The organism is Paenibacillus violae, from assembly GCF_032461945.1.
GTDB lineage: Bacteria > Bacillota > Bacilli > Paenibacillales > NBRC-103111 > Paenibacillus_E > Paenibacillus_E violae.
In genome coordinates this window covers 1473197-1490140 of sequence record NZ_JAWCUD010000001.1, presented here as the reverse complement: position 1 = coordinate 1490140, position 16944 = coordinate 1473197, and the positions used below count along the sequence as shown (strand labels likewise).

Sequence of the window (16944 nt, the reverse complement as noted above, 5' to 3'; positions counted from 1 at the left end):
AAATGAAAGAGCTCTAAGGACTTGAATTTCCTTAGAGCTCTTTGCATCATTATCCAAGGTTATCAATCGCGTTTGCTAGTACCTCTCTAGTCTCGGTAAATCGTTCCCTTGCGCCAGTATCCAACGGGTCAATCCATGAGAACCCATCATTCTCATATCTAGCCCATATGTGCATATGGTAGTGCCCTAAATCGCTAAACTTACCCCCATTTTGCATCATGCTGATTCCATCCGGATGGAATAACGTTTTTAATCCTTTCGATAGTTTAGCTGAGGCCTTCATCACAGAAAGGGCTGTTTCTACATCCAAATCGTCAACGTCTGCATAATGTTTTTTAGGCAAAATAATGCTATGTCCCTCACTGCATGGGTCAATGACTAAGATGCACGTCACGTGTTCATCCTCGTATACGACATGAGTTGGCTCAAGACCCTGTGCTAATCTACAGCCTAAACACTCTAAAACATGGTTCATTGATTTTCATTCCCTCCTGAAGCTACCTTGGCAAAATTTTTCTTATAAAATTCTTCACTGCTTCCATGCTATCCTGCCAATGGAGAGGAATCATGATAGAATTAAGCAATGAAATCATAGATATATAAAAGGGGATGCTAGAGATGACAACAGCTGTAGACTGGAAAAATGGAGCTAATGGTCAAACATTTATCGCCTCTTTTAGCGGAGGAAAAGATAGTGTCTTGGCGCTTTACAAAGCAATGAAGGTAGGAAAAGCTCTTGGCCTGATCGTTATGCTGGAGGAGGAAGGAAAACGTTCCCGCTCACACGGAACGCCACCTGATCTTCTACGTGCACAGGCCGAATCCATTGGATTGCCTGTCTATACGGCACCCGCGAGTTGGGATGACTACGAAGAAGTGTTTATTCATCTTCTGGAAGATGCTAAGAAGCAAGGTGCGGAAGTGTTAGTAACGGGAGACCTCGAATTGACGGCTCATGGTTGCTGGCAGGACAAAGTATCGAGCGTTGCCGGATTAAAACTGGGCATGCCGCTTTGGGAAATGGATCACCGTGAAACTGTTGAGGAATTCATTCACTTAGGATTTGTTTCAATCGTTGTTACCGTAAATTTAGCATTAGGAATGCGAGAAGAAGATCTTGGTCGAACGCTAACCCTTGCTTTTGTGGAGGAGCTTGTAGCCCGTGGGATTGATCCTTGTGGAGAAGGTGGCGAATTCCATACCACTGTCATTGATGGTCCCCTCTTCAAACAACGCATAAGCGTTCACAAAGGTGAGATTGTCACGCATGGCGAATATGCCTTTTTACCATTGACGCTAGACCAAGCCTAGTAGAGACTTCCCATGAAATTCCGTTTATATACAGTTTAAAAATGCAAGTATAATCCACAGTAATGCATCATGTTATTTCCCTGCGAGAAGCTGGTATTCATTTGACGGAAATGAGTATACCGAAGCCGACCCTCGATATCGAGGACTTCTGAAGATTCGGCGCACGCCAGAGCAATTGTTCGATGTCACGCTACAGCCCATTATTTTCACGCTCATGTTCACTTACGTCTTCGGCGGTGCCATCTCGGGCGACGTAGTGAGCTATTTGCCCATCATTATTCCTGGCATCCTCGTCCAGAGCGTTATCACGACCTCCATCGTCACAGGTGTCCAGCTGCGAGAAGATATGGATAAAGGCGTATTCGACCGATTCAAGTCACTGCCTATCGCCAGGATTGCGCCTTTGGCAGGAGCACTCTTGGCAGACACTATCCGGTATATTATTACTACAGTTCTCACCTTTTCAATGGGGTATCTCATGGGCTATCGTCCTGGAAGTTGGTTTGGGACACGTGGCGATCGCTGCGCTTCTTGTCATCTTCTGCTCTTGGGCTATTAGCTGGATCTTCGCCTTCTTCGGCGTAATTGCCCGAACAGCCTCAAGCGTTCAAGGGATATCGATGCTTGTTCTCTTCCCTCTTACGTTTCTTTCGAATGCACTCGTTCCTGTGGATACCATGCCAGGTTGGCTTCAATGGTTTGTTAAAATCAATCCGATCTCTCACCTCGTTTCCGCCGTAAGAGAACTTGCCAACACAGGCACTGTCGGCTGGGATCTCACCATCTCGCTCATCGGAGCGATTGTCATTGTGGCCATCTTTGCACTTATTACGGTAATTGTGTATATGCGCAGGACTTAACAGATAAGGTTAAAACAGCAAGGCTGCCACTCCATTACGTGGCAGCCTTATTCATCGTTAGAAAGTTGCAGGTGACATAAAATAGGAATACCATAAATTTGTCATAAAGACATCGAGAAGCACAAAATAAAACAATTCCAAACCAATATTACGATCATTTAACCCTTTTCTCCATTGCCGCGTACTTACATAAGCAAGTAAAGCCGTAATAATCAGCATACATAAGTAAACCAAGATTGGCTGTAAGGCTTCGGGCATAACTTGAAGCGCCACAGCTTTTCGGTAATCTTGAATAAATAGCGCCTTAACTACGATATACATGGCAAGTGATATGAAAAAATGCAGCCGCTGGCGGGAATCATATTGATGCTGCCAAAAAGCGCTGAGCACCAGCAGATAGATCCCTGGTAAGAAGATCCACTTCAGGCTTAGAAACCACGTTACGAGACTGATCCCCCATAGCAGCGGAAGATTCTCAGCAGCTGTTCGCAAGTCATCTGCTGTTAGCCGGTTCATCCTCTCCTGGTAAGGCTGTTGATCTGTCGCATAGTAAACGCGGTAAGACGCTTCGTTCACCGGATCAAGCCAAACAGCAATTCGAGCATCCGGCTCTTGCGCGAGGTTCGGATATTGAGCGAATCCGCCGAATTGGCTGATTTTTGTTGATGATTCCAACTGCGTTTCATGAAAGCTTAATTGATACACTTCTTGGCTGCTCATGCGCCTATTTTTCTCATAAACGGATGAAACGACCAGTGTAGCTTCGCCAGAATCCGTTTCAGAGAATATAGGCTGTAAGATCGTATCTGAATCACTGGTCTCAGAACTTGGAAGATCTATTCGCTCATCTTGCAGGTCCGTAGGCTTATCCCAAGGAAAAGTGAGCATCTGTAAACTACTTTTGCCTGACTTAGCTGAGCTGATCGTATAGGCGACCCTGAGTAAAGAGTTGTCTGCATACAACGTATAATCCTCCAAATACCTGTTAACCAGCTCCAAATCTTTGAGCTTCTCCATGACGACCGTTTTCCCGGATTCGGTATCCAACTTGACAACGTGCAGGCCGGTGTTCCCTTCCCTACTAGTCGCATAAACAGCGGATAGCATGCCGTTTTTATCCATAAAACCTTGTACCTGTTTAATTCCGCTAGCGTTCAACTTTATCCAATTTGGTGCATCATCTCCAGACGATATACCCACAAAGAGCGCCTCATCGTTATACGTGAGAAGTACACTTTTCCCCGTTCCCCCCTGTATGGCCTGAACGCCATTCATTTCGGTTTCAGTCAGCAATTTTTTCGGGGACCAGTTCCCATTTTTCCATTCACTCGTGTACAGCTTGTTGTTTGCGCCGATCCAAACGGCTTTTCCATCACCAATAAGACGATAGGATTGAAAAAACTCCGAGTCCGGCAAAGATCGCACCACGGAGCTGCTCCGCCCCTCATTGTCGATCTTCACATAGATCAGTTCATTTCCTGAACGGTAGGCAAATGTTTTGGGACTGGTCATTTGAACAGGACCTGCTTGGGAAGCGAGTTCAGGTAATAATGTCGCTCGTCCATAAGGTTCTGCGAACGGCATCACCTGTTCTCTTGCCAGCATCACCATATGTATCATTCCGATCAAGAGCATGGCCGCCAGAAACGGCACAACAGTAAACAACTTCCATAAAGTACGGTTTCTCAATCCAAAACTCCTCATCATTGTGTTAGTCTAACAGCTTATTAGACGTAAGTACCTATCCGATTGTTGCGCAAATAAAAGAAGCCGCAATTATGCGGCTTCTTCTTACACACGACTAAGCGATTTATTCGTTGGTTTCCATCCATTGAAAATGGAAGCTGCCTTTTTTATCTACACGCTCAAACGTATGGGCTCCAAAATAATCCCTTTGTGCTTGTAATAAGTTAGCAGGCAGTCTCTCTGTGCGATAGCTATCATAGTAGGCTAACGCGGAAGCAAAAGCAGGAACCGGAATCCCTCTTGTCACAGCTACCGAAACGACTTTTCTCCAAGCATCTTGGTAGTTATCTACGATTTTGCCGAAGTATTCGTCAAGGAACAAGTTTTTCAATGCAGGGTCACGATCATAAGCATCTTTGATATTTTGTAAGAATCTTGCGCGGATAATACAACCGCCGCGGAAGATCATCGCAATGTTTCCGTAGTTCAAGTCCCAACCATAGGCGTCAGAAGCGGCTCTCATTTGAGCAAAACCTTGTGCATATGAAGCGATTTTGCTTGTGTACAGTGCTTTGCGCACAGCCTCAATGAATTCTTTCGGATCCCCATCATAACTTGACGCCGTAGGGCCATTCAGACGTTTACTTGCAGCTACGCGCTCTTCTTTCATTGCTGAGATAAAACGCGCAAACACCGATTCAGTAATAATGGATAATGGCACACCCAAATCCAACGAGCTTTGGCTTGTCCATTTACCAGTTCCTTTTTGTCCAGCCGAATCGAGGATCACATCCACCATCGGTTTGCCTGTTTCCGGATCTTTTTTCGCAAAAATATCAGCGGTGATTTCGATCAAATAACTATCGAGCTCTCCATTGTTCCATTCTGTGAAAATATCATGCAATTCGCTAGTACTTAAGTTCAATACATCCTTTAATAAGTGATACGCTTCTCCGATAAGCTGCATATCGCCGTATTCAATGCCGTTGTGAACCATTTTAACATAATGCCCTGCGCCGTCTGCTCCAATATAAGTGGAACATGCATCTCCATTCACTTTGGCCGAAATAGCCGTCAAGATTGGCTCTACTAGTTCATACGCATCTCTTTGTCCACCCGGCATAATCGAAGGTCCATTCAGAGCTCCTTCTTCACCGCCCGAAACACCTGCACCGATAAAGCGAAATCCTTTGGCTTGAAGTTCTTTATTTCTCCGCTGTGTATCCGGGAAATATGCGTTACCGCCATCGATGAGGATATCACCTGGGCTTAAGTAAGGGATCAAAGAATTGATGGTATCATCCGTAGGTTGGCCTGCTTTAACCATAATTAAAATTTTACGCGGCGATTCAAGGGATTGTACGAATTCTTCAGCGCTGTAAGTACCTACAAAGTTCTTTCCTGGCGCTTCCTCCAAAAGTTCATTCGTTTTCTCTGGTGAACGGTTATATAAAGCAACTGAGAAACCTTTGCTTTCGATATTCAAAGCCAAGTTTTTCCCCATAACGGCCAATCCAACTACGCCAATTTGCTGTTTACTCATCGAAAATTCCTCCTCTTAGTTCTGCTCAGTTGCAGCAATACGTTTTTGTAGTTCGGCTTTCTGCGCTTCAAAACCAGGTTTGCCTAGCAGAGCAAACATATTGATTTTGTATGCCTCAACGCCAGGCTGATCAAACGGGTTCACCCCAAGCAGCAAGCCGCTGATTCCGCATGCTTTCTCAAAAAAGTAGACCATTTCGCCATACGTATATTCATTCAGTGCATCCAATTCCACAATCAGATTAGGAACGCCTCCGTCAACATGGGCAAGTCGTGTGCCTTCCGCCGCCTTCTTGTTCACTTCGTCCATTGTCATGCCCGCAATAAAGTTCAAACCATCCAAATTGGCGGAGTCCTTTTCAATCGTCAACTCGACTCTCGGCTTCTTCACTGAAAGCACCGTTTCGATCAGATCGCGACGGCCTTCTTGGACATATTGCCCCATGGAGTGCAAATCAGTTGTGAAATCGACGGATGCGGGATATAGCCCTTTCTGGTCTTTGCCCTCACTCTCGCCGAACAACTGCTTCCACCATTCAGAAACATAATGTAAGGACGGCTCAAAGTTGGCCAACAGCTCAATGTTTTTCCCTTTACGGTAAAGGGCATTTCGAACCGCTGCATATTGATAGCTTTCATTGGTGGACAGATCGGCATTATTATATTTCTGTGCTGCCGCCGCGGCTCCAGCCATCATTTGATCAATGTCGAGCCCAGCTGCAGCAATCGGCAGAAGACCTACCGCAGTAAGTACGGAATAGCGACCACCGACATCGTCAGGAATGACAAAGGTTTCATAGCCTTCTTCATCCGCCAGCTTTTTCAAAGCACCTTTAGAAGCGTCAGTAGTGGCATAGATGCGTTTTTTCGCTTCATCCTTCCCATACTTTTTCTCCATATAATCTCGCAGGATGCGGAATGCGATAGCCGGTTCCGTCGTTGTGCCTGATTTAGAGATGACATTCAAAGAAATATCCTTATCTTTAAGCAGTTCTAATAAGTGCGTGATATACGTCGAGCTGATATTTTGACCGGCAAAATAGACTTGCGTATTTCCATCCATTTGATTATGAAAAGTGTGAGACAACGCTTCGATCGCGGATCTTGCTCCCAAATAGGAGCCACCAATACCAATAACGATCAAAGCATCGGAATTGGAACGAATGCGCTGCGCCGCCTCTTTGATTCTTGCAAACTCTTCTTTATCGTATTGAAGCGGCAGATTCACCCAACCCAGATAATCGGAGCCAGGACCTTTCTTCTCATGAAGCATGTCATGCGCCACTTTCACAAATTCACCGAAATAATCAACTTCATGCTGCTGGATAAACGGTAATGCGCTGGAATAATTAAATGAAATAGCCATCTGAAACCTCTCCTTTTAGACCTGCATGCAGGGAATAAATCGTAATTTAGTTTGTATGATGGGCAAAATATTTTTCTTCACTTGGTTTATTTTCTTGCTCATTTTTGGAATCAAACCACCAATGATGGCCATTCGCCGCCAATAAGGCATCGGATTCAGCGGGGCCATTCGTGCCCGCGGCATAAAGATGAAGCGGGACTAGATTTTCTTGGAAAGCATCCAGGATCGGTTGAACCCAAGCCCAAGCCAATTCGACTTCGTCCCAATGCGCAAAGAACGTAGGATCTCCTTGCAAGGCATCATAGATCAAGTTTTCATAAGCTTCGGGAACATCCTCTTGACTTTCGTGAAAGTCGATTTGAATAGGTTTGTATTTCCCGTTCTTGGAAGGATCTTTCGAATTTAATTGCAGCGTAATACTTTCATTTGGACTAATTTCAAATACCAATAGATTAGGCACTTGGCTTTCATCATGATGTTGAGTCAGATTCGTATTCGGCTCTTTAAATTCAATGACGATCCGTGTTGATTTCTCATGCATTCTTTTTCCTGTCCGGATATAAATCGGAACGCCCCGCCAGAAGAAATCGTCGATCTGCAATTTAGCGGCAATAAATGTATCGTTCATGGATGTGCTGGCAATCCCTGGCTCCGAAGTATAACCTACGACTTGCTTGCCTCCAATCGAACCTTCTTTGTATTGCCCGCGGATCACATTGGCGCCAACATCCTGTTTCAGCAGCGGTTCGAGGTTTTCCATCACTTTTTTCTTCTTAAACCGCACCAACTCGGAGTTGCTGACATTAGGCAGGTGCATGGTAAGCATCATTAGCAATTGCAGCATATGGTTTTGGAACATGTCTCTTACCGCGCCAACATGATCGTAATAACCTGCTCTTTCTTCAACACCAACGGTTTCGTTTGCCGTAATCTGAACGTTCGCAATGTAATTATTCGCCCATATCGCGTGAAGGACGGGATTGGACTGCTGAATAACCTCGAGTTTCTGCACCATAGGTTTGCCAAGATAATGATCAATACGATAAATTTCATTTTCGGCAAAAGCTTTGCTTAACTGTTGATTTAAATCCCGAGCGGATTGCAAATCATGGCCAAACGGTTTCTCGATTACTAGGCGTTTCCAACCATCTGCAGAACCCAGACCGCTTTCCTTGATATTCGCAGCAATTGTTTCAAAATATTCAGGTCCTACGGATAAGTAAAACATGCGATTCGGTAAAATGCGGAGTTCTTCTTCCCGTTGTTCAATGAGCTGCAGCAGCTTCTGATAATCTTCTTTACGGTCTATGTCAAGTACACTGTAACGGAATGTACGTAAGAAGTTTTTCAATAATTCAGGATTGTTTGCTTTACGCCTGGAGAAAGTATGGATAGATTGTTCAACATTCGCCTGGAAGGCTTCATCGGAAAACTCTCTTCTTCCAAGACCAATTAAAGAGAAAGATTCCGGTAGTTTATTATCGACAAACAAATTATACAGTGCAGGGTAAATCTTTCTTTTTGCCAAATCCCCTGTCGCTCCAAATAAGACAAATGTAGTAGGCTCCATTTTTTCTCTTCTCCTTCCAACAGAACTCCCTCAGTCATTCAGCAGTTCTGGTTTCTTTTTCGTAACTCCACTATAATATAATTACCACCTATAAAAGAAATCATTATATTTCAGAGGAGATATAGACCTGATCTATGATAAATAATTACGAATTGTACAAAGTTTTTTATTGGGCAGCGAAAACAGGCAGTTTAACACAGGCGGCCAAAGCCCTGTATATCACCCAACCAAGCGTGAGCCACGCCATCAAACAGCTGGAAGACAGCTTTGGTCTCGCTTTGTTTTACAGAAATTCCAAAGGTGTTGCTTTAACGCAAGAAGGTGCGATTCTTTATTCCTACATCGAGCAGTCGCAGAACTTCATTTCGAGAGCTGAGGAGAAGATGGCGGCGCTTAAAAATCTGGACAGTGGCGAGCTGCGGATCGGCGGAAGCGACTCTCTCTTCAAACATTATTTACTTCCGTATTTGGAAGAATTCCATCAGAATCACCCAGGTATTAAGCTGCACTTGAATCATGGTACTACACCGGAAATCATCTCTTTTCTTAAAGAAGGCAGGATTGATTTGGGCGTTGTTCGTATGCCTATTGTTGATGCCCAGCTTGAAGTACGGGAAAGCATTCAGCTTAAGGATTGCTTTGTAGCGGGGCCGCGTTACGAACAGCTGAAAGGCGAGACTTTATCCCTGGAAATGCTGCTGCAATACCCCGTCATTCTATTCTCGCGCAACAGCCGGGCACGAATGGCTATTACGGAATTATTCCAAAGCTACGGCTATAAGCTCAAGCCTGAAATCGAGGTCGGCAGCGTAGAGCTTCTCATCGAGTTTGCACGGAAAGGACTTGGCATCTCTTACGTGACGAAGGAATTTATTTCGAAAGAGCTGGAAGAAGGTTCCCTCTTCGAAATTCAATTGGATGTGAAGCTGCCGCCTACGCATGTAGGTATTATGACGATGCGCAACATGCCTCTTTCCATTTCAGCAAGAAGGTTCATAGAGTTGGTTCAATAGAATTTAAATAAAAAAAGAGGCTCTCCCTCGGTCATTAAATGACTCTGGGACTGCCTCTTTTTTGCTGAAATTTTTTAGTTAGATGGTATAATTCGAAAGTTTTTATCCAAATTAACAAGCATCATGAAATTGCGATTAAACGTAAAGATACGTTTCACTTGGTAATAGGACATAGTCACCGCAGTGAATGCTTCACTTAAGGAGAACCTCAGTTCGGGCCTGTCGAGCAATAATCTACGCGATTCCCCTTCGAATTCAGGACTGCTGGAGATTACAGTCAGCTTGCCTTTACTCACAGCCTTATCGATTGCACTCAGAAAATATTCGGCCCGCTGATAGCTGTAGGCATTACGCAGCCATTCGTGCAGATCAAAGATAATCGAATTGGTCGTCACGTAATTACGTTCCAGATCATGCAGATCTAAAAACAAAGAACGAGCTTTCGCATAACTGGGATCTTCAGGATTCATAAACGCGGCTAAAGCTGTTCCATCCAGGAAAATGGCATCCTGTATATTCATGTGGTTATCCATATGTCGTCAGCACTCCTAATCCTCTAATTTGCATATCCCATCCAAATACAATAACGGGTTATCTTCCTTTTGATCCACCGAAATGTGGGTTAATTCATAGGGGGAGCTTTCCAGGTATTGGGCAATGATGCTATTGACGATTTCCTGTACGGTCGTATTCTGCATATCGGCGATTGCTCTAAGCTCATCATAAGCTTGCGGACTAAGTTCGATTGTGTCTTCTTCTTGCTCTTCACTTCTTGAAGTAATGAATTCGGAAGCGGTAGATTTCGCTTTTTCGAGTTGATTTTGAATGAAGCGTTTGTATGTATTCGCCATCTTGATTCACTCCTTAATTATGCATAGCTTTTAAACAATTCGTCGTATTTTGTCGATTTCAGGGGGTGGTATCGATACTAAAAAGCTAAATTTTCCATTCATCCCGTGTAAAATCGTGTGAAATGCGCATAATAACAAAAAGACATGCAGGGAGATCTTCTATGACACCAGAGCAAAAGCATGTGTACGAGGAATTATTAAATAAAGAGAAGTCGCTGTCCAACTCTTGGATCGATTATTGGGTACAATATTCCAACGCCCAGACATGGGAATTCTGGGCCAATCTGGCTATGTTCGTTATTCCCCTGGTCATTCTCTGGTTCGTTCTAGACCGAAAGAAGGCGCTGCAAATTGGATTCTACGGTTTCAGCGTACATGTCATGGCTACCTATATTCATCTGTATGGTGAAAGGAATAATATTTGGGGATTTCCGTATAAAATCATTCCGTATTTGCCAACAAGCATTACGATGGATGCTTCTTTTAATCCGGTTGTGCTTATGCTGCTATATCAGTGGACGCTGAATCATAAGAAAAATTACTATTTATTTGGTGCGCTGATGTGTGCAATCTTCGCTTTCGTTTTTAAACCATTGTTATCAACTGTTGATTTGTTTCATCTGTACGGCAGAATGAATTACTTTTATTTATTTCTGCTATACTTCCTGGTTACCATCCTTGCCAAGTTGATAACGGATTTGTTTCTCCATTTTCAAAGAAACTCTAGAAATGCCTAGTAAAAGAAAGGCTCTATCCCCTTGTGCTGATCGAGGGTTTAGAGTCTTTTTTTCGCAGCTTGTATACGGCACTTTTTTCTAATAGAGAAGAATAAAACCGCCTTTTTTCCAGTTTTAACAAATACCTAGGATGACAATACACCAAAATCGGAGTAATGTTCAAGTGAGGGGCTGACCACGGAAAAAGGAGTGTACACGATGGGTTTTATGAAGATTTATGTCAGTAAGCACTGGAAGCTATTTCTGGTTGCTGTCTTTTTCGTGACGTTGGAAGCGCTCGCGGATTTGCTGCAACCGACGATTATGTCCCACATCTTGGACGTGGGCGTTGCGGAGAAACGGCTGGATTACGTGCTCCGTATGGGCGGATTGATGCTGATCATTACCGCGTTCGGAGCTGTCGCAGCCTCGATGCGCAATATTGTGGCAAGCCATGTTTCACAGAAATTCGGCACGGAGTTAAGAAGGGATTTATTCGAAAAAATCCAATCGCTTTCGTTCGTGAACATCGAGCAATTCGAGCGCGCGTCCTTAATTACGCGATTAACGAATGATGTGACGCAGGTGCAAAACTTTGTAAATGGACTTATGCGCATTTTTGTTAAAGCTCCCCTTCTATGCATCGGGAGTCTCATTATGGCCGTGCGACTCAACCCTAATTTGTCCGTCGTACTGCTCATCGTTGTTCCGATCGTCGGTGTGCTCGTTGCGTTGAACTTGAAAGTGGGCTTTTCTCGGTTTGTAGGCGTGCAAAAGGCGCTGGACAGCGTCAATCGGGTTATGCGAGAGTATCTATCCGGCGTACGCGTCGTCAAAGCTTTTAATCGTTTCGATCACGAGACGGGTAAGTTTCAACAAGCCAATATTGAATATCAGAATAAATCCATAAAGGTGACGAGGCTGCTGGCTATTTTTAACCCCTCTATCCTGCTCAGTGTCAATTTCGGGATCGCTGCCGTGCTATGGCTGGGGGCCTGGCGCGTGAATAACAGTCAAATGCAAGTCGGACATATCGTCGCATTCGTCAATTACATGACACAAATTTTGTTTGCGCTGATGACGATTTCCATGGTTTTCAACTTATTCGTGCGAGCAAAAGCTTCCGCCAATCGAATCGGCGAAGTTTTCGATCAGGTCAATACCATGACATGGGACGTCGCTGCTGCTCTGCCAACCGGGCGTCAGGGATGCCAGATTGATTTTGAAAACGTTTCGTTTGCCTACGAAGGTGCTTCTGGAGATCCTGTGTTGAAAAATATCAGCTTCACGTGCCTACCGGGTGAAACAATTGGTATCATCGGATCTACCGGGTCGGGGAAAAGCAGTCTCGTGAGCCTTATCCCCCGATTCTATGATACGAGCGCAGGTACGATCCGTGTTGATGGTGTAGACATTGGGAAGCTTGACCCGGCTAAGCTGCGTGATCAGATTGCCATTGTACCGCAGAAATCTATATTGTTTAGCGGAACGATTGAAGAGAATCTGCGCTGGGGCAATGAGCACGCAACACTTGACGAGATCATACAAGCTGCCAAAATGGCGGAAGCACATGGCTTTATTACTTCGTTTCCCGAGGGTTATGAAACGATGCTTGGTCAACGCGGCGTGAACTTGTCTGGCGGCCAGAAACAGCGATTGTCGATTGCCCGTGCGCTCGTTCGCAAACCGGATGTGCTGATTCTTGACGATTGTACAAGCGCCCTGGACACGACAACGGAGACAAACATTAAAGAATCTCTCAAATCTTTCGCATCTGGTGTCACCTGTTTACTCATTGCGCAGCGGATTACCTCAGTGATGGATGCTGATAAAATCATAGTGATGGACGACGGCGAAATTGTTGGCATCGGCACACACGAGATGCTGATGAAGAGCTGCCGCGTCTACGTGGAAATTTTCCAATCTCAATTCGGAAAGGAGCTGCCTCATCATGTCAAAGCCGAATGAAGGGTCGCGTCAATCAGCCCCTGACGTCCCGATGATCACGGGGCCGATTGGTCGTGGAGGCCGCGCTCCTGCCGTGAAGCCGAAAAATTTCAAAGGCACCCTACGCCGTCTATGGTCCTATTTAGGTACCGAACGAAAATGGCTGACGATCGTCTTTCTGTTCATTATTGCCGACTCCGCCTTAACCCTAGCCGGCCCTTATCTCATTGGTGTAGCCGTTGACGCAATGGCAGTAGGCCAAGTTAACTATAGCGTCCTTGATGTGACGCTGATCGTTCTCATCTCTACGTACATCGCTGATGGCGGGCTTACCTTCCTGCAGAGCTGGGTCATGGCTGGTCTGGCACAGCGCGTAGTAAAGCGACTTCGGCAAACGATGTTTGCGAAGCTGCAAAAGCTGCCTCTTGCTTTCTTCGACAGACGCTCTCACGGGGATATCATGAGTCGGCTATCGAATGATATTGACAACGTGAGCAACTCAATCTCACAGTCCACTACCCAGCTGATGTCAGGATCAATAGCCATCGTTGGATCGTTAGTGATGATGTTGATACTAAGCCCCACCCTGACCCTGGCGAGTCTCATTACCGTGCCTCTCGTGTTCTTGCTCGCCAAAACCATTACCAAGCGAACGAGCGTGTTATTCAAGGGACAACAGGCACAGCTCGGTAAGCTGAATGGTCACATTGAGGAAACGATTTCCGGACTTCTTGTTGTTAAAGCCTTTAACCGTGAGAAGAAAGCTATCGATGAATTTAATAACGTGAACGAAAAGCTTTATGAGGTTGGGCTAAAAGCTCAAATCTGGTCCGGTTTTTTGATGCCTCTCCTCAGCGTTATCAATAATATCGGCTTCTCCGCCGTTGCGATTGTCGGCGGTATTCTAGCCGTCAAAGGTCACATCACCGTCGGCGTTATTGCCAGCTTCCTGAGCTATTCGCGCCAATTCGTGAGGCCGCTTAACGAGATCGCGAACACCTACAACGTGCTGCAGTCGGGTGTTGCAGGGGCAGAACGTGCTTTTGAAGTTTTGGATGAAGCGGAAGAAGTTGAAGATGAGCCAGGCGCTATCGAACTGGTAAAACCCGTCGGGCACGTCACTTTCCAGGGCGTCACCTTCGGCTATCGGCCGGATATGCCGATCATCAATCAAGTCAGCTTTGATGCGCCGGCTGGCAGCAGCCTTGCACTCGTCGGACCGACAGGCGCAGGCAAGACGACGATTGTCAATTTAGTGACCCGGTTCTATGACGCCACGAGCGGCACGATCTTGATTGACGGAAGAGATATCAAATCCTATACGCGGGACAGTCTCCGCCGCAGCTTCGGCATCGTGCTGCAGGATACGTATCTGTTCTCCGGCACCATTAAGGAGAACATCAAATACAGCAAGCCCGATGCCAGCGATGCTGAAGTGGTTGCTGCTGCTAAGCTCGCGAATGCAGATGCCTTCATTAGCCGGCTGCCGAAGCGTTACGATACCCCGCTCTCCGAGAACGGCGGGAATTTAAGCCAAGGGCAGCGGCAATTGCTTGCGATTGCGCGCGTTATCCTGGCAGATCCCTCTATTCTCATTCTGGACGAGGCGACGAGCAGCATTGATACGCGCACGGAATTGCATATTCAGGAAGCTCTCCTCTCCATTATGAAAGGCCGCACGAGTTTCATTATTGCACATCGATTGAATACAATTCGGGATGCGGATACGATTATGGTTATTGATCGTGGCGAGATCGCCGAGCAAGGCAGTCATAACGTATTGATGGGCCAAGATGGCACGTATTCCAGGATGTTCTCCAATCAGTTTAAAAATCTCGAAAGTACAGCGGAATAGATACACTACAGCCCCAGAATGCTTTTTAGCATGCCTGGGGCTGTTTTCTTGATGTTATTCGTTTAAAGTCCCGCAACAGCTTGGCTAACTAAGGAAGACAACAGCTCGGGATCGAAGGATTGCCCTTGCTTCAGCTTCAAGGTCTTTCTTTCCGGAGGACCTTCAAATAAACCATTCGGGAAGGTTAGCTCACTAGCATTAAAGATCGTGAAGCTTACTGTATCTTTGGACGAGGAGATGACAGCGGCGTATTTTCCATTTTTCAAAAAATGCGGTTTCTTATATTGCATGCGTTCATGCACGTCCGGAATCACCTCTTGAACAATTTGACGCAATTTTACAGACATTTCCCTCTGCCACGGTTCTTTCAACGCCTCAATAAAATCAGTTACTTCCGGATTCATGTTGTAATCGCTCCTTTGCAATTTTTGCAGATTTAATTTCTTCCACCCGTTTGATTAAAAGTTCTTTTTCACGTTCATTTCTTGTCATGGATGCTGCGCGATCAAATTCTTTGCTGGCCTCATCGTCCCGTCCTAACTTAACCAAGAGATCACCGCGAACACTTGGCAACAAATGGTATTCCTTTAAGGATGGCTCCGACTGCAGCTCGTCTACGATCTGTAACGCGAAAGCTGGACCAAACGCCATTGAAATAGCCACAGCCCGGTTTAACTCAACAATCGGCGATGGCGATACTCTCGAAAGCGCTTCGTAGAGCGCAGCAATTCGGACCCAATCCGTCTCAGCTGCTGTTCGCGCCTGTGCATGACAGGCCGAAATCGCTGCCTGAAGTGAATATGGACCAAGAGCCTTGCCTAGCTTCCTGCTCCTTTCTAGAGCCATCAAACCTCGGCGAATCAGCAAGTAATCCCAACGAGCTCGATTTTGATCCATGAGAAGCACAGGTTCTCCCTCCGGGGTAACCCGTGCTTTAAACCGGGAAGATTGAATCTCCATCAAGGCGACAAGTCCATGCACCTCAGGTTCCTCCGTTGCAATCTCAGCCAGAACACGTCCAAGCCTCAATGCCTCCTGACATAATAAGGGACGGATCCAATGCTGCCCCGATGTTGCCGAGTATCCTTCATTGAACATGAGATAAATGACTTCAAGCACCGCAGTCAGACGCTCCTTGAGCTCCTCAGTCGGTACTTCAAAGGGAACCTTTCCCGTACTCAGTGTTTTCTTGGCCCGCACGATTCGCTGGGCAATCGTTGACTCGGCGACGAGAAAAGATCGCGCAATCTCTTCCGTCGTTAGCCCACATAACAGGCGGAGGGTCAGTGCAACTCTTGCTTCCTGCGATAAGCTGGGATGGCAAGTCATAAAGATCAAACGAAGGATGTCATCACCGATCTCTCCATCCCAGTGCTCACTTTGCTCATTGTCTTTAAATAATTCCATCTGGTGTCCAATCTCCATATACTTTTGATCACGTCGTTTATTTCTGCGCATATGATCAATTGCCCGCCGTTTGGCCGTCGTCATCAACCAAGCACCCGGATTGTCTGGCATATTGTGATCTGACCATCGGTCGAGAGCAATGACGAGAGCATCCTGGGCAATATCCTCTGCAAGACTTACATCGCGCACCATTCTCGTTAATCCGGCGATAATTTTAGGCGATTCGATTCGCCATATGGTTTCAAGGGTTCGATGAGTTTGGGACAAGTTCACGCTTTATGCTGCTCCCGTACTTGCTCACGAAGGGCTGCGTCTTTTGCAATTGTTTCCGGATTGTCCGCTAATTCCTCCATCTCGAACACCTGTCTAAGTTCAATTTCCCCTTGGCCAAAACCATGAGGATCCGGCATGCGCATCGCCCACTCGATGGCTTCTTCCCTGGACTTAACTTCAATTAATGTATATCCGGCGATCATTTCTTTGGCTTCAGTGAACGGCCCGTCAACAACTTTCGGTTTGCTCCCTGGTTCCGGGTAGGAAATCCTTATGGCGCTAGAGCTTGGCTGCAGACCATCCGCAGCGAGCAAAACACCTGCTCTCACTAATTCCTCATTATACTTTTGCATAGCGTCAAGTAGTTCTTGACTTGGCTTATTCCCTGCCTCTGAATCTGTTGTAGCTTTAACGATCATCATGAATCTCATAAATGTATCCCTCCGTTTTTTGTTTTGGTTTTGCCAGCTGCATGACATCTATGAAAAAATTTTGCCCTCTATAAAGACAACGAATTAAAAACGGAAGAATCGACACGTTATATATT

The 16944-nt window shown here is 45.7% G+C and carries 15 protein-coding genes and 1 pseudogene; 6 read left to right on the top strand and 10 right to left on the bottom strand.

Annotation, left to right across the window (positions count from 1 at the left end):
* Positions 1-49 precede the first annotated feature (49 nt).
* Entirely contained in the window at positions 50-475 is a 426-nt protein-coding gene (locus RQP52_RS06690; RefSeq protein WP_315950242.1) for an HIT family protein, read from the bottom strand.
* A gap of 143 nt (positions 476-618) precedes the next feature.
* On the opposite strand from RQP52_RS06690, the gene RQP52_RS06685 reads away from it, so the two are divergent.
* On the top strand, positions 619-1311 hold the full coding sequence (locus RQP52_RS06685) for a Dph6-related ATP pyrophosphatase (protein WP_315950240.1): 693 nt from the start codon (positions 619-621) through the stop codon (positions 1309-1311).
* Between the two features lie 148 nt (positions 1312-1459).
* Positions 1460-2171, top strand: a pseudogene (locus RQP52_RS36415) (ABC transporter permease).
* A 57-nt stretch (positions 2172-2228) separates the two neighbouring features.
* On the opposite strand, the gene RQP52_RS06670 reads toward RQP52_RS36415, so the two are convergent.
* From RQP52_RS06670 to zwf, 4 genes are all read right to left on the bottom strand, one after another.
* The gene (locus RQP52_RS06670) at positions 2229-3860 is read right to left on the bottom strand and encodes a hypothetical protein (protein WP_315950238.1); all 1632 of its coding nucleotides are present in this window, start codon (positions 3858-3860) and stop codon (positions 2229-2231) included.
* 121 nt (positions 3861-3981) lie between these two features.
* Complete coding sequence (gene gndA / locus RQP52_RS06665) at positions 3982-5400, bottom strand: NADP-dependent phosphogluconate dehydrogenase (protein ID WP_315950236.1); 1419 nt, start codon at positions 5398-5400, stop codon at positions 3982-3984.
* Between the two features lie 15 nt (positions 5401-5415).
* Positions 5416-6765, bottom strand: a complete 1350-nt coding sequence (locus tag RQP52_RS06660) for a glucose-6-phosphate isomerase (RefSeq protein WP_315950235.1) — start codon at positions 6763-6765, stop codon at positions 5416-5418.
* A 46-nt stretch (positions 6766-6811) separates the two neighbouring features.
* A complete protein-coding gene (gene zwf / locus RQP52_RS06655; protein ID WP_315950234.1) occupies positions 6812-8335 on the bottom strand; it encodes a glucose-6-phosphate dehydrogenase in 1524 nt (507 codons plus the stop codon).
* Positions 8336-8469: 134 nt separating this feature from the next.
* Here zwf and RQP52_RS06650 point away from each other — a divergent pair, with 134 nt between their 5' ends.
* Positions 8470-9348, top strand: coding sequence for a LysR family transcriptional regulator (locus tag RQP52_RS06650; RefSeq protein WP_127457218.1), 879 nt, complete (start codon positions 8470-8472; stop codon positions 9346-9348).
* Between the two features lie 74 nt (positions 9349-9422).
* Here the strand turns inward: RQP52_RS06650 and RQP52_RS06645 are convergent, their stop codons facing one another.
* Positions 9423-9881, bottom strand: coding sequence for a hypothetical protein (locus RQP52_RS06645; RefSeq protein WP_315950233.1), 459 nt, complete (start codon positions 9879-9881; stop codon positions 9423-9425).
* Positions 9882-9896: 15 nt separating this feature from the next.
* Complete coding sequence (locus tag RQP52_RS06640) at positions 9897-10199, bottom strand: hypothetical protein (RefSeq protein ID WP_315950232.1); 303 nt, start codon at positions 10197-10199, stop codon at positions 9897-9899.
* Positions 10200-10360: 161 nt separating this feature from the next.
* Between RQP52_RS06640 and RQP52_RS06635 the strand changes: the two genes are divergently transcribed.
* From RQP52_RS06635 to RQP52_RS06625, 3 genes are all read left to right on the top strand, one after another.
* Entirely contained in the window at positions 10361-10936 is a 576-nt protein-coding gene (locus RQP52_RS06635; protein WP_315950231.1) for a CBO0543 family protein, read from the top strand.
* Positions 10937-11134: 198 nt separating this feature from the next.
* On the top strand, positions 11135-12883 hold the full coding sequence (locus RQP52_RS06630; RefSeq protein ID WP_315950230.1) for an ABC transporter ATP-binding protein: 1749 nt from the start codon (positions 11135-11137) through the stop codon (positions 12881-12883).
* 31 nt (positions 12884-12914) lie between these two features.
* Entirely contained in the window at positions 12915-14717 is a 1803-nt protein-coding gene (locus RQP52_RS06625) for an ABC transporter ATP-binding protein (RefSeq protein ID WP_315950417.1), read from the top strand.
* 62 nt (positions 14718-14779) lie between these two features.
* Here RQP52_RS06625 and RQP52_RS06620 read toward each other — a convergent pair whose 3' ends face one another.
* The 3 genes from RQP52_RS06620 to RQP52_RS06610 are packed head-to-tail and all read right to left on the bottom strand — an operon-like array spanning position 14780 to position 16828.
* Positions 14780-15121: a DUF1801 domain-containing protein gene (locus RQP52_RS06620; protein ID WP_315950229.1), complete on the bottom strand. Its 342-nt coding sequence runs from the start codon at positions 15119-15121 to the stop codon at positions 14780-14782.
* Positions 15102-16397, bottom strand: coding sequence for an RNA polymerase sigma factor (locus RQP52_RS06615; RefSeq protein WP_315950228.1), 1296 nt, complete (start codon positions 16395-16397; stop codon positions 15102-15104). Before RQP52_RS06615 ends, RQP52_RS06620 begins: the two co-directional genes overlap by 20 nt.
* Positions 16394-16828, bottom strand: a complete 435-nt coding sequence (locus tag RQP52_RS06610; protein ID WP_315950227.1) for a YciI family protein — start codon at positions 16826-16828, stop codon at positions 16394-16396. The genes RQP52_RS06615 and RQP52_RS06610 overlap by 4 nt, the downstream gene beginning before the upstream one ends.
* Positions 16829-16944 lie beyond the last annotated feature (116 nt).

Bases quoted from the DNA above. Each gene is read 5' to 3' on its own strand.
- RQP52_RS06620 (WP_315950229.1), bottom strand. From the start codon at position 15,121: ATGAATCCGGAAGTAACTGATTTTATTGAGGCGTTGAAAGAACCGTGG.
- RQP52_RS06630 (WP_315950230.1), top strand. From the start codon at position 11,135: ATGGGTTTTATGAAGATTTATGTCAGTAAGCACTGGAAGCTATTTCTG.
- RQP52_RS06660 (WP_315950235.1), bottom strand. From the start codon at position 6,765: ATGGCTATTTCATTTAATTATTCCAGCGCATTACCGTTTATCCAGCAG.
- RQP52_RS06625 (WP_315950417.1), top strand. From the start codon at position 12,915: ATGATCACGGGGCCGATTGGTCGTGGAGGCCGCGCTCCTGCCGTGAAG.
- RQP52_RS06610 (WP_315950227.1), bottom strand. From the start codon at position 16,828: ATGAGATTCATGATGATCGTTAAAGCTACAACAGATTCAGAGGCAGGG.
- RQP52_RS06650 (WP_127457218.1), top strand. From the start codon at position 8,470: ATGATAAATAATTACGAATTGTACAAAGTTTTTTATTGGGCAGCGAAA.
- gndA (WP_315950236.1), bottom strand. From the start codon at position 5,400: ATGAGTAAACAGCAAATTGGCGTAGTTGGATTGGCCGTTATGGGGAAA.
- RQP52_RS06640 (WP_315950232.1), bottom strand. From the start codon at position 10,199: ATGGCGAATACATACAAACGCTTCATTCAAAATCAACTCGAAAAAGCG.
- RQP52_RS06635 (WP_315950231.1), top strand. From the start codon at position 10,361: ATGACACCAGAGCAAAAGCATGTGTACGAGGAATTATTAAATAAAGAG.
- zwf (WP_315950234.1), bottom strand. From the start codon at position 8,335: ATGGAGCCTACTACATTTGTCTTATTTGGAGCGACAGGGGATTTGGCA.
- RQP52_RS06690 (WP_315950242.1), bottom strand. From the start codon at position 475: ATGAACCATGTTTTAGAGTGTTTAGGCTGTAGATTAGCACAGGGTCTT.
- RQP52_RS06645 (WP_315950233.1), bottom strand. From the start codon at position 9,881: ATGGATAACCACATGAATATACAGGATGCCATTTTCCTGGATGGAACA.
- RQP52_RS06685 (WP_315950240.1), top strand. From the start codon at position 619: ATGACAACAGCTGTAGACTGGAAAAATGGAGCTAATGGTCAAACATTT.